Source organism: Alkalihalobacillus sp. BA299, from assembly GCF_017745675.1.
Taxonomy (GTDB): Bacteria; Bacillota; Bacilli; order Bacillales; family Bacillaceae_F; genus Alkalihalobacterium.
Map to the genome: position 1 here is coordinate 23,724 of NZ_JAFLJM010000030.1, position 13,350 is coordinate 37,073.

Below are 13,350 nucleotides of genomic sequence, written 5' to 3' on the forward strand. Positions count from 1 at the left end.
GAGGTCAGGAATGAATCGGATTTTTCGTAACACGATATTTTATTTATTAATATTTTTAGTCATCGTTGGGATTGTAAGTGTCTTTAGCGGTGATCAAACTGAAACGACGCCAATGACAGTTGATCAGTTTTATGAGAAACTTCAAAATGGCGAAGTTACTACTCTTTCTTTAAAGCCTGAGCGACAAGTGTACTTAGTACGTGGACAGCTTGTGAACTCGCCAGAGGGAGAGTATTTCCAAACATATATTCCTAGGGCTGAATTGGCAGTTGAAAGACTGTTTGATGTTCAAGAAGGTGGAGCTACTGCACCTGAATTCATCATGGAGCCTGCTGATGAGACTAGTGGTTGGGTTACCTTTTTTACGTCCATTATTCCATTTATCATTATCTTCATTCTTTTCTTCTTTTTACTAAGCCAAGCTCAAGGTGGCGGAAGCCGTGTCATGAATTTTGGTAAGAGTAAAGCGAAGATGGTTCAGGATGACAAAAAGAAAGCGAAATTTAAAGATGTTGCTGGTGCAGATGAAGAAAAGCAAGAACTTGTGGAAGTTGTTGAGTTCTTAAAAGACCCACGAAAGTTTTCTGCCATTGGTGCTCGTATTCCTAAAGGGGTTCTACTGGTGGGACCGCCGGGTACAGGTAAAACCTTACTCGCTAGAGCCGTTGCGGGTGAAGCGGGTGTTCCTTTCTTCTCAATCAGTGGTTCTGATTTTGTTGAAATGTTTGTTGGGGTTGGTGCATCACGTGTACGTGACCTTTTTGAAAATGCAAAGAAAAATGCTCCTTGTATTATTTTTATCGATGAAATTGATGCGGTTGGACGACAACGTGGTGCTGGATTAGGTGGAGGTCACGATGAGCGTGAACAGACACTAAACCAATTACTCGTTGAAATGGATGGATTTAGTGCGAATGAAGGAATTATCATTATTGCGGCGACAAACCGTGCCGATATCCTTGACCCTGCATTATTACGTCCAGGACGCTTTGACCGTCAAATATTAGTAGGACGACCAGATGTTAAAGGTCGTGAAGAAGTGTTAAAAGTACATGCGAGAAATAAACCGCTCGCTGATGATGTTGATTTAAAAGCGATTGCTGCCAGAACACCTGGCTTCTCTGGTGCCGATTTAGAAAACCTTCTTAATGAAGCTGCGCTTGTTGCTGCTCGTAATGATAAGAAGAAAGTCAATATGGTTCATATTGAAGAAGCAATAGACCGTGTTATTGCGGGGCCAGCTAAAAAGAGCCGAGTTATTTCAGCAAAGGAAAAGAAAATTGTGGCTTGGCATGAAGCTGGACATACAGTTGTTGGTGTGAAGCTCGAAAATGCAGATATGGTTCATAAAGTGACCATTGTTCCAAGAGGTCAAGCTGGTGGATATGCTGTTATGCTTCCAAAAGAAGACCGTTACTTTATGACAAAACCTGAATTACTTGATAAAATTATGGGCTTACTTGGTGGGCGTGTCGCCGAAGAAATTACATTTGGCGAAGTGAGTACAGGGGCTCACAATGATTTCCAGCGAGCAACAGGAATTGCGCGTAAAATGGTCACGGAATATGGTATGAGTGAAAAGCTCGGTCCATTGCAATTTGGACAAAGTTCTGGTGGTCAAGTCTTCTTAGGACGAGATATTCAAAATGAACAAAATTATAGTGATCAAATTGCATATGAAATTGACTTAGAAGTACAACGATTTATTAAAGAGAGTTATGAACGTTGTAAGCAAATCCTTCTTGATAATAAAGATAAGCTAGATCTTGTAGCAGAAACGTTAATGGAACTTGAAACGTTAGATGCTGAACAAATTAAATCACTTGTTAACGAAGGCAAACTTCCTGAGAATCATCATACGGATATGTATCGTAAAGAAGAAGCTAAATCTGAAACCACTCAAGATGGTGATGTGAAAGTCAATATTTCATCTAAAAAAGAGGAAACTGAACCAAAAGTAGAAAGTGAAGTAAAACCTTCGGAAGATCCAGCAGAAAAGTCAACAACAGATGAAGATGATAAATCAGATAAGTAATAGTTTAAATAGGATGTCATTAGGCATCCTATTTTCTTTTGAAAGTGATAAAATTGAGGTAAAGTATACATATAATTTAGTGAAATGTGGTGAACCTAATATGATATTTGTTGTAGATGTAGGTAATACGAATATTGTTCTTGGTGTGTACGATGGTGATGATTTAATCCACCATTGGAGAATAGCTACGAGTCGTGATAAAACAGAAGATGAATATGGAATGCTTGTAAAAAGCTTGTTTCATGACCAAAATCTTAATGTAACTGAGATTGATGGAATTATCATTTCCTCGGTTGTGCCACCGATTATGTTTGCACTTGAAAAAATGTGTAAAAAATATTTTGATATTGATCCGATTGTGATTGGTCCTGGAATTAAAACAGGTCTAAATATAAAATATGAAAATCCAAGAGAAGTAGGGGCAGATCGAATCGTCAATGCAGTATCGGCGATCCATTTGTATGGAAGCCCGTTGATTATTGTTGATTTTGGGACAGCGACTACGTTTTGTTATATCAATGAAGAGAGACAGTATATGGGCGGAGCCATCGCGCCAGGAGTTGGAATATCGACTGAGGCCCTTTACACAAGAGCTTCCAAGCTCCCTCGAATCGAAATATCCAAGCCGCCATCTGTCGTTGGGAAGAATACAGTGAATGCAATGCAAGCCGGGATTTTTTATGGATATGTGGGTCAAGTCGATGAAATCGTAAGAAGAATGAAAGAGCAATCATCAGTAGAACCTAGAGTTATTGCTACTGGAGGATTAGCCTCACTCATTGGTAAAGAGTCCAATACGATCGAAGTTGTTGATCCGTTTTTAACACTAAAAGGATTACAAATGATTTATGTGAAAAATGCAAGGAAGGAAGAAGAGCATGAGTGATTATCTTGTAAAGGCGATTGCTTTTGATGGAAAAGTAAGAGCCTACGCTACACGTACGACCGAAATGGTTAATGAAGCGACAAAACGTCAAGATACTTGGCCAACGGCATCAGCTGCACTAGGAAGAGCAATGACAGCAGCGACAATGATGGGGGCGATGTTAAAAGGTGATGAAAAAATAACCGTCAAAATCGAAGGGGACGGGCCAATCGGTCACATTTTAGTCGATACGAATGCAAAAGGAGAAACAAGGGGTTATGTGAAAAACCCCCATGTTCATTTTGACTTAAACGCACAAGGGAAGTTAGATGTGGCCCGGGCCGTAGGTAGAAGTGGTCAACTGTCTGTCGTAAAAGACTTAGGCCTGAGAGATTTTTTTACTGGAAATGTCCCGCTTATTTCCGGGGAATTAGGTGAGGATTTTACGTACTACTTTGTAACGTCTGAACAAATTCCATCGGCCGTCGGTGTCGGTGTCCTCGTTAACCCGGATCATTCGATATTAGCTTCTGGTGGGTTTATCCTTCAAATGATGCCGGGAGCTGGTAATGAAATTATTGAATCCATTGAGAAGCGAATAGGTGAAATTCCACCGATCTCAAAGTTAATCGAAGCTGGAAAAACGCCAGAAGAAATTTTGCAAGAATCAGTTGGTCGAGAAAATTTAAAAATTCTGGATAAAATGAATGTGAAGTTCTCCTGTACTTGTTCGAAGCAGAGGTTTGAAAATGCCATCATTAGTCTAGGTACGGAAGAGATTCAAGCGATGATAAATGAAGAAGGAAAAGCAGAAACACGCTGTCATTTTTGTAATGAAACGTACCTATTCTCTAAAGAAGAATTAGAAGGCTTATTAGCAGAGGCTAACAAGAAAGAAAAAATTTAAATTATCAAAAAAATGAATTGACTTAATGGAAATCATTTGCTATTATAAACATAATAAAACCAATGAATTTACTCGGTATTAATGAAAGGGGAAGTTGTAATGCGTGTAGCAAACTCGATAACAGATTTAATTGGACAAACACCTTTAGTAAAGTTAAACCGAATCGTACCTGAAGGATCTGCAGACATATACTTAAAACTGGAGTATTTTAATCCTGGAAGTAGTGTAAAAGATCGTATTGCATTAGCAATGATTGAAGCTGCTGAAAAAGATGGACGTCTTAAGCCAGAAGATACGATTGTTGAACCTACAAGTGGAAACACAGGTATTGGCTTAGCAATGGTAGCAGCAGCTAAAGGATATAAAACAAAATTAGTTATGCCTGAAACAATGAGTATAGAGCGACGTAACTTATTAAGAGCTTATGGCGCAGAGCTAGTTCTTACTCCTGGACCTGAAGGAATGGGTGGAGCTATTCGTAAAGCGACTGAGTTATCTAAAGAAGAAGGCTACTTCATGCCTCAACAATTTGAAAACGAAGCAAACCCAGAGATCCACCGTGAAACAACAGGGAAAGAGCTTCTTGAGCAAGTTGAAGGTAGCGTGGATGCATTTGTATCTGGTATTGGAACAGGTGGTACGATTACAGGTGCTGGTGGTTTGTTAAAAGAAAACTTCCCAGAGTTAAAAATATATGCAGTAGAGCCAGCTGATTCTCCAGTTCTATCTGGCGGAAACCCAGGACCTCACAAAATTCAAGGAATCGGAGCAGGATTTGTTCCTTCAATTTTAGATACTGAAATTTATGATGAAGTCATCCAAGTAACGAATGACCAAGCGTTTGAATATGCACGCCGTGCAGGCCGCGAAGAAGGTATCTTAGGTGGGATTTCTTCAGGTGCTGCGATTTATGCAGCGCTTCAAGTAGCTGAAAAATTAGGGGCAGGTAAAAAAGTTGTAGCAATTATCCCAAGTAACGGTGAGCGTTATTTATCTACACCGCTTTACCAATTTGATGAACAATAATAAGAGTGGAAGGGGGCTGACTGTATGGGTCAGCCTCTTTTTTTGGTTGACCACGATAAGTGATCAGAGGGTCGATTTTTGATTGATTTTGTCGAGAAATCTTTAAATGGGTGAAAGTTGAAAATAAATCTTGCAAAGTTGAAAATAAAAGCACCGAGGTTGAAAATAATTTGAGCAAACTTAAAAATAAAAGCACTAAACTTGAAAATAAACAGTTCAAGTTCCAAAATAACGGCTTCGAAATTGAAAACAAATCCTGCGAAATTAGAAAAAGAGATTAAGCACCATAAAAAAGAGCTTTTTCCCTGAAAAAATACACTATACAGTAGACATTTTATTTCATGGCACCTTCTCCCTTTCGTATTTACTGTTGCGCTTTTTATAAATTGTTGTAGAATAAACTGTAAGAAAAATGGTTGGACATCATTCGCCATTAATGAGGAGAGTGAATTAATTGCTTCAGGACAATTCCACAAGTACCCGCAAAGTGTTGACAGCGAAAATCCCATTAAGTGAAAGCGTTTGGTTTCAACAGTATAAGCAGCTTTCAAAAGAGGAATCCTATCATGTCTTGTTAGAAAGTGGACGAGCAGGAAAGTATCATATCATTGGTTTAAAGCCTGTTGCTTGCATCAGAGGAAAAGGTCACACATTAACGATTAACTATGAGGGAGAAACCCTAACGCGGACAGGAGACCTTTTGGACAATATGAGATCATGGATGGCAGAACAGCAGCGGATTTTTTCAAAGGATGCTCCACCATTTCAAGGCGGAGCGATTGGGTATATAAGCTATGATCTCGTCAGACAAATAGAAAAACTCCCTGATCTAGCTAAAGACGATCTAGACATGGAAGAGCTCTATTTTTTAGTTTTTGATGAGGTGTTTGTTTTTGATGTAGAGAACGAGGAACTAACCATTATCGTTCATTGTAATAACAGTGAGATAAGTAATGCAATGGAGCGTTTAGAGAACTACAAAGCGTCTTGGGTAGAGCAGCCAATAAAAGATTGGCAATGGCAATGTCTAAAAGAAACAAACGGAAACGAATGGATGGCCTCTTTATCAGAGGCAGAGTTTTCAAAAGCGGTCGAAAAAATTCAGGATTATATTGCTGCAGGGGATGTTTTTCAAGTAAACTTATCGGTTCGCCAGGCGAAACCACTGACTACTGACCCACTTCATATTTATGAAAAGCTCCGGGAAATTAATCCATCTCCTTATATGGCTTACTTTCATACCCCGGATTTCCAACTAACGTGCGGTTCACCTGAGCTTTTAGTTAAAAAAGCAGGAGATGAAGTGAGTACTAGGCCGATTGCGGGAACGAGGTCTAGAGGAAAAACAGCAGAAGAAGATAAAAAAAATGCTAAAACATTAATTGAAAATGAAAAAGAACGGGCTGAGCATATTATGCTCGTCGACTTAGAGAGAAATGATTTAGGAAGAGTATGTGAATTTGGTTCTGTTGAAGTTGATGAGCTAATGGTGATTGAAAAGTACTCACATGTGATGCATATTGTGTCTAACGTGAAAGGTCGCCTTTCAAAGGAGAAGGATGCATATGATGCTATCCGTGCTACTTTCCCAGGTGGTACGATTACTGGTGCTCCCAAAGTTCGTACAATGGAAATTATTGAAGAACTAGAACCAGTAAGGCGAGGAATTTATACAGGATCTGTTGGCTGGATCGGTTATAATGGAGATATGGAATTAAATATCGTGATTCGAACGATGCTTGCAAAAGATGGACTTGCTTATGTGCAAGCTGGTGCAGGAATTGTCATTGACTCTAATCCGCAACATGAGTACAAAGAATCATTGAAAAAAGCAACGGCACTATGGCGTGCAAAAGAGATGAGTGAAGAAGAGGTAAGTAAAGAAAAAGTAAAGTAGAGCTGAGGAGGAATTAATATGATTTTAATGATTGATAACTACGATTCATTTACGTACAATTTAGTGCAATACCTTGGAGAAATGGGCGAAGAGTTAGTTGTAAGACGAAATGATGAAATTACGATTGAAGAAATTGAAAAAAAATTAAATCCTGATTATTTAATGATATCTCCTGGTCCATGTAGTCCTAATGAAGCAGGAATTAGTTTAGAAGCAATTGAATACTTTGCGGGGAAAATTCCGATTTTTGGAGTGTGCCTTGGTCATCAGTCGATAGGACAAGTATTTGGTGGCAAAGTTATCCGAGCAGAACGATTGATGCACGGAAAAACTTCAAAAATCAGTCATGATGAGCGTACGATCTTTGAAGGAATCGATATGCCTTTTACGGCGACAAGATATCATTCTTTAATTGTCGAACGGGAGTCGTTACCAAATTGCTTAGAAATTACAGCGGAAACGAGTGAAGGTGAAATTATGGGGCTTCGTCACAAAACGCTTCCTATCGAAGGAGTTCAATTTCATCCTGAATCGATCATGACTGAAGCGGGTAAACGTTTGCTGCGTAATTTTATTGAGTGTTATAAGGGGCGTACCTCATCATGTACATCTACGTAAACGGTGAAATTGTATCGTCTAAAGATGCGAAGATCTCAGTGTTTGATCACGGTTTTATGTATGGTCTAGGTGTATTTGAAACGTTTCGTATTTATGAAGGTCATCCATTTTTAATGGATGACCATTTTCATCGCCTTCGTCAAAGTTTACAACAGCTTTCAATCAACTGGGTTTATAACAAAGAAGAAATTTCGTTTATTTTAAAACAGTTATTAGAAAAAAATAATATATCGAATGCCTATGTAAGGTGGAATGTTTCTGCAGGTGTTGGTCCTTTAGGCCTGCAAGTTGAGCCGTATGAGAAACCTTCCACGATCGTTTACGTCAAACCTTTACCAGAGACGTTATCTTATAGTAAACGTGGTGTCCTTTTAAAGACGAAAAGAAATACACCGGAAGGTAACGAACGTTTAAAGTCCCATCATTATCTGAATAATATTATTGGTAAAAAAGAAGTAGGTTCTGACATAGAGATTGAAGGTATTTTTCTAACAGAAGAAGGGTTTCTTGCAGAAGGTATCGTTTCAAATCTTTTTTGGGTAAAACATAATGTTGTTTATACACCAGCGATTAAAACGGGAATACTAAATGGAGTGACCAGGCAGTTTGTCATGTCGCTACTAAAACAATTAGGGATCAAGTGCCGAGAAGGTTTTTTTAGAAAAAGTGATTTATATGAGGCGGAAGAAGCTTTTGTTACAAACTCCATTCAGGAAATTGTTTCTCTTCGTGATGTTGATGGAAGGACAAGCTTTCATCCGGATACGCCTTTAGCTACAAAGTTACGAAAAATATACCACTTACTAAGAACGCAGCTTAGTAGTCGAATTGAAATATCTAAGAAGGAGTTTAGTTGATATGTCTATTCAAATAAATCCAACTAAAATTAGGGCTCGTCAATTTTTAGATGACACCATCGTTATGGGGATATTAAATGCAACGCCTGATTCATTTTCTGACGGTGGAAAGTTCAATCAAGTTGTGGCGGCAGTCAATCATGCAAGAGAAATGGTGAGTAACGGGGCAAAAATTATTGATATTGGTGGGGAGTCAACAAGGCCAGGTGCACTAAAAGTTGAACAAAATGAAGAACTGGAGAGAGTCATTCCGGTGATATCCGCTGTTGCAAACGCAGTCGATGTTCCGATCTCTATAGATACGTATAAAAGCGAGGTAGCGAAACAAGCCATCGAAGCGGGAGCATCCATTATTAATGATATATGGGGGGCAAAAGCAGACCCAAAGATAGCGGAAGTAGCAGCAGCTTATGATGTTCCTATTGTTCTCATGCATAATCGAACAGATCAAAACTACTCTAATTTATTAGAAGATATGAAGCGTGACTTGCGAGAAAGTATTGAAATTTGCCATCAGGCAGGGGTAAGAGACGATCAAATTATTTTAGACCCAGGGATTGGGTTTGCAAAAACGTATGAACAAAATCTCGAAGTGATGAGAAGACTAGAAGAAATTGTTGCACTTGGTTACCCTGTTTTATTAGGAACTTCACGGAAGTCATTTATCGCGAAGGCATTAAACCTACCTGTTGATGAGCGGGTTGAAGGGACTGGAGCGACAGTTTGTCTCGGTGTAGTAAAAGGTTGTCATATTGTTAGGGTACATGATGTTTTAGAAATGAGTCGGATGGTAAAGATGATGAGTGCGATGTTAGGGAAAGGTGTATAGGATGACAGATAAGATTATAATTGAACAGATGGAGTTCTATGGGTATCACGGTGTTTTTCCAGAGGAAAATAAATTGGGGCAACGCTTTAAGGTCGATGCCACTTTGTCATTACACCTTCAAGAGGCTGGAAAAAATGACGATTTAAATCAAACAGTCAACTATGCTGAGGTTTATGAAGTGACTAAAATGATTGTTGAGGATGAAACGCATAAATTGGTTGAAACCATCGCAGAAAAGATCAGCTCAGCCATTCTTGCTACATTTCCAATCGTTAATTCTTGTACAATTAAAGTGATTAAGCCTGACCCACCGATAAAGGGACACTATAAGTCAGTGGCTGTAGAAATTACAAGGAGTCGAAACGTTGAATAATTTTGCATATATTGGCATGGGTTCAAACATTGAAATTAGAGAAGACCATCTTTTACTAGGGTTAAAAGAACTAGACAACGACAAGCAAATAACAGTCAAAAATGTATCATCCATTTACGAAACAGTACCAGTCGGCTACTTAGAGCAACAAGACTTTTTAAATATGGTCGTAGAAATCTCAACAACGTATACACCTGAACAGCTAATAAAAATTACCCAGAAAATAGAATCTAAGGCAAAAAGAAATACCCCTGTTCGTTGGGGTCCAAGAACTTTAGACCTTGACATTTTACTCTATAATCAAGAAAATATTAAGATGGAAGATTTGACAATTCCTCACCCAAGAATGAGCGAGCGAAGTTTTGTCATCGTTCCGTTAATGGAAATTAACCCTCAATTGATACTGCCTCATGAGCAGAAAACCGTTTCGGAAATCTATCGAAGGTTATTAGATAAAGAAGGTGTTAGAGTATGGAAAATGAACAGTGGGGTAGGAGAATACGGGCTTTTCGGAAATTGAAAGGTCATACTCAAGAGTCGTTTGCTTACGCCTTAGGGATCTCAATATCGGTATTGGGTGAAGTGGAAAGAGGAACGAGGGTCCCGACGGAGGATATGATTGAAAAAATCGCAGCAGCTTTACAAATTAGTAAAGAAGAATTGACGTCAAATAAATAATAATATTTTTTGGAGGTGAAAGTTATGTTGAAAATTGGTCCTATTGAAATGAAAAACCAAGTTGTTTTAGCGCCGATGGCAGGGGTTTGTAACCCGGCCTTTCGATTAATCGCAAAAGAATTCGGTGCTGGTCTTGTCTGTGCAGAGATGGTAAGCGATAAAGCGATCTTACACAAAAACGAAAAGTCTTTAAGTATGCTATATGTAGATGAACGGGAAAAGCCATTAAGTTTGCAAATTTTTGGTGGCGAAAAAGAAACACTAGTGGAAGCAGCGAAGTTTGTTGATAAAAATACGAATGCCGATATTATCGACATTAATATGGGGTGCCCTGTACCAAAAATTACGAAATGTGATGCCGGTGCAAGATGGTTACTAGATCCAAATAAAATCTACGAAATGGTAGCGGCTGTCGTTGATGCTGTCGATAAACCTGTAACGGTAAAAATGCGTATTGGATGGGATGAACAACATATTTACGCAGTTGAAAATGCTCGTGCAGTTGAGCGTGCAGGAGGTAAAGCTGTCGCTGTACATGGACGAACGCGTGTTCAGATGTATGAAGGGGTAGCGAATTGGGATATCATTAAAGAAGTAAAAGACTCAGTTAATATCCCGGTCATCGGAAACGGAGATGTAAAAACACCTGAAGATGCAAAACGAATGTTAGATTCTACAGGTGTTGATGGAGTCATGATTGGGAGAGCTGCACTAGGTAACCCATGGATGCTTTATCGCACAGTACATTATTTAGAAACAGGGGAACTTGCTGGTGACCCTACACCTCGTGAAAAAATTGACGTTTGTATGCTTCACTTAGATCGCCTCATCGCTTTAAAAGGAGAAAAAGTCGCCGTTCGTGAAATGAGAAAGCATGCAGCGTGGTATTTAAAAGGAATGCGTGGAAACTCGAGAGTAAGAGACCAAATCAATCATTTTGAAACACGTGATGATGTACACAACTCTCTTTATGCATATATCGAAGAAGTGGAAGCACGAATGAACGAGACGATTGAAGTAGGTTAAGATAGTTGACTTTATCATCTGACTTTTTTATAATTCGTCTGAGATTATAACATACTGCCAGTATTTGCTGGCAGTTTTTCTACATATAAGCGCGAATGCTGTTTGAAGTTGTTAAGTTACATAAGTGAGGGTGACTGAGGTAGGTAGAAATAAAGAAAATTTAGGAGTTGATGAAATGACACAAGAATTAGATTTGAATGATCTATTAGCTGTTCGTCGTGAAAAACTAAAAAAATTAGTTGATAAAGGGATCGACCCTTTTGGTAGTAAATTTGTTAGAACACATTCTGCAAAAGAAATGACAGAGCAATTTGGGGAATTAACGAAAGAGCAATTAGAGGAGCAAAAGCATGAAGTAACCCTTGCAGGAAGAGTAATGACTAAACGGGGTAAGGGGAAAGCGGGCTTTGCTCATATTCAAGATTTGACAGGTAAAATTCAAATCTATGTCCGTCAGGATGCAGTTGGAGAAGAAGCATACGAGCTATTTAATACTATAGATATTGGTGATCTTGTCGGTGTATCGGGTGTTGCTTTTAAAACAAAGGTAGGGGAATTATCGGTTAAGGTTACTGATTTTCAGTTGCTTACAAAATCACTTCGCCCGTTACCTGACAAGTTTCATGGTTTAAAGGACATCGAACAACGCTATCGTCAGCGCTATGTTGATTTAATTGTAAACCCTGAAGTGCGAGATACGTTTGTCTTAAGAAGTAAGATCTTACAATCAATGAGACGTTATTTAGATAGTAGAGGCTATTTAGAAGTAGAAACACCAACGATGCATTCTATTGCAGGTGGAGCATCAGCAAGGCCTTTCGTAACGCATCATAATGCGCTTGATATGACGCTTTATATGAGAATTGCGATCGAACTACACTTAAAGCGACTCATTGTCGGTGGGTTAGAAAAAGTCTACGAAATTGGACGAGTCTTCCGTAATGAAGGAGTATCTACCCGTCACAATCCAGAATTTACGATGATTGAATTATATGAGGCTTACGCAGATTATCAAGATATCATGAACTTAACAGAAAACTTAATTGCACATATTGCAGAAGAAGTACTAGGAACCACGACCGTACAATATGGAGACTATGAAGTAGATTTAAAGCCTGAGTGGAAGCGACTCCATATGGTTGATGCCATTAAAGAGTATGCAGGAGTTGATTTTTGGAAGGAAATGAGCGATGAGGAAGCTCGTACAATAGCAAAAGAGCATAAAGTTCCTGTAAAGGATACAATGACTTATGGTCATGTTGTGAATGAGTTTTTTGAGTATTTTGTAGAAGAGAAACTTATCCAACCTACATTTATTTATGGACATCCAACAGCGATATCGCCATTAGCAAAGAAAAATCCAGAAGATGGTCGTTTTACTGATCGTTTTGAGTTATTTATTGTAGGACGCGAGCATGCGAATGCATTTACTGAGTTAAATGATCCGATTGATCAAAGGGAACGATTCGAGGATCAATTGAAAGAAAGAGAACAAGGTGATGACGAAGCGCACATGATGGATGATGATTTTGTTGAAGCTCTAGAATACGGAATGCCTCCAACCGGTGGTTTAGGAATTGGTATTGACCGTCTAGTTATGTTGTTAACGAACTCTCCATCGATCCGCGATGTGCTATTGTTCCCGCAAATGCGTCATCGTGAAACACATGATGAATAAAAAAAGGTAATTATAAGTGTCTACTCTCCTTCTAGATTTGTAGTTTACAGAAGCTACTGATCAAGGAAGTAGACACTTTTTTAGTTTTTAAGTATCAAAGCTTTTGAAAAATTTTGGCTTACTTTTAAAATTTACTCTTTAATTTTTGAGGACAAACAGTATAATAATTAACAGACCTTGTTTTGAGCAAAAAAAACAAAGAAATAAAAAAAGACATAAATTATAGTTGACTCTTTTTTATACACATGTTATATTAGTAAAGTCGCTGTCACAACAGCACACGAAAAAGTTCTTTGAAAACTGAACAAAAAGCCAAGTGAAATAAAGAGATACATGATATCTCGTCAATGTTTTAAAACGTCACAGTGATGAATGATCTTCGATTAAGAACGCGATGACAATCGCAACATCGAAGCCACCACATCCTGTGGAAGTGAGCTTAATCAAACACTTTTATGGAGAGTTTGATCCTGGCTCAGGACGAACGCTGGCGGCGTGCCTAATACATGCAAGTCGAGCGGACCAATTAAGAGCTTGCTCTTATGAGGTTAGCGGCGGACG

Annotated in this window: 13 protein-coding genes and 1 rRNA gene; all 14 read left to right on the top strand. The window is 38.8% G+C overall.

The genetic code is table 11. The features are described from left to right. Positions 1-10 precede the first annotated feature (10 nt). Positions 11-2,035, top strand: coding sequence for an ATP-dependent zinc metalloprotease FtsH (gene ftsH, locus J0N78_RS23985; RefSeq protein WP_209125617.1), 2,025 nt, complete (start codon positions 11-13; stop codon positions 2,033-2,035). A 100-nt stretch (positions 2,036-2,135) separates the two neighbouring features. Continuing rightward, positions 2,136-2,921: a type III pantothenate kinase gene (locus tag J0N78_RS23990; RefSeq protein ID WP_209125618.1), complete on the top strand. Its 786-nt coding sequence runs from the start codon at positions 2,136-2,138 to the stop codon at positions 2,919-2,921. Next, positions 2,914-3,807 (top strand): Hsp33 family molecular chaperone HslO, encoded by an 894-nt coding sequence (gene hslO, locus J0N78_RS23995; RefSeq protein ID WP_209125619.1) that lies wholly within the window; start codon positions 2,914-2,916, stop codon positions 3,805-3,807. Before J0N78_RS23990 ends, hslO begins: the two co-directional genes overlap by 8 nt. Before the next feature lie 99 nt (positions 3,808-3,906). After that, positions 3,907-4,833, top strand: coding sequence for a cysteine synthase A (cysK, locus tag J0N78_RS24000; RefSeq protein ID WP_209125620.1), 927 nt, complete (start codon positions 3,907-3,909; stop codon positions 4,831-4,833). Between the two features lie 454 nt (positions 4,834-5,287). Continuing rightward, positions 5,288-6,730 (top strand): aminodeoxychorismate synthase, component I, encoded by a 1,443-nt coding sequence (gene pabB, locus J0N78_RS24005; RefSeq protein WP_374193957.1) that lies wholly within the window; start codon positions 5,288-5,290, stop codon positions 6,728-6,730. A gap of 18 nt (positions 6,731-6,748) precedes the next feature. Beyond that, positions 6,749-7,348 (top strand): aminodeoxychorismate/anthranilate synthase component II, encoded by a 600-nt coding sequence (gene pabA / locus J0N78_RS24010; protein WP_209125621.1) that lies wholly within the window; start codon positions 6,749-6,751, stop codon positions 7,346-7,348. Then, positions 7,333-8,205, top strand: coding sequence for an aminodeoxychorismate lyase (pabC, locus tag J0N78_RS24015; protein WP_209125622.1), 873 nt, complete (start codon positions 7,333-7,335; stop codon positions 8,203-8,205). Before pabA ends, pabC begins: the two co-directional genes overlap by 16 nt. Position 8,206: 1 nt before the next feature. Continuing rightward, on the top strand, positions 8,207-9,034 hold the full coding sequence (gene folP / locus J0N78_RS24020; RefSeq protein WP_209125623.1) for a dihydropteroate synthase: 828 nt from the start codon (positions 8,207-8,209) through the stop codon (positions 9,032-9,034). 1 nt (position 9,035) lies between these two features. Next, the gene (folB, locus tag J0N78_RS24025) at positions 9,036-9,407 is read left to right on the top strand and encodes a dihydroneopterin aldolase (RefSeq protein ID WP_209125624.1); all 372 of its coding nucleotides are present in this window, start codon (positions 9,036-9,038) and stop codon (positions 9,405-9,407) included. Next, positions 9,400-9,927, top strand: a complete 528-nt coding sequence (gene folK, locus J0N78_RS24030) for a 2-amino-4-hydroxy-6-hydroxymethyldihydropteridine diphosphokinase (RefSeq protein WP_209125625.1) — start codon at positions 9,400-9,402, stop codon at positions 9,925-9,927. Before folB ends, folK begins: the two co-directional genes overlap by 8 nt. After that, entirely contained in the window at positions 9,879-10,085 is a 207-nt protein-coding gene (locus J0N78_RS24035; RefSeq protein ID WP_209125626.1) for a helix-turn-helix domain-containing protein, read from the top strand. Before folK ends, J0N78_RS24035 begins: the two co-directional genes overlap by 49 nt. Before the next feature lie 24 nt (positions 10,086-10,109). Beyond that, a complete protein-coding gene (dusB, locus tag J0N78_RS24040; protein ID WP_209125627.1) occupies positions 10,110-11,111 on the top strand; it encodes a tRNA dihydrouridine synthase DusB in 1,002 nt (333 codons plus the stop codon). Between the two features lie 175 nt (positions 11,112-11,286). Then, positions 11,287-12,789, top strand: coding sequence for a lysine--tRNA ligase (lysS, locus tag J0N78_RS24045; protein ID WP_209125628.1), 1,503 nt, complete (start codon positions 11,287-11,289; stop codon positions 12,787-12,789). 452 nt (positions 12,790-13,241) lie between these two features. Further along, a 16S ribosomal RNA gene (locus J0N78_RS24050) occupies positions 13,242-13,350 on the top strand; the annotation flags it as partial.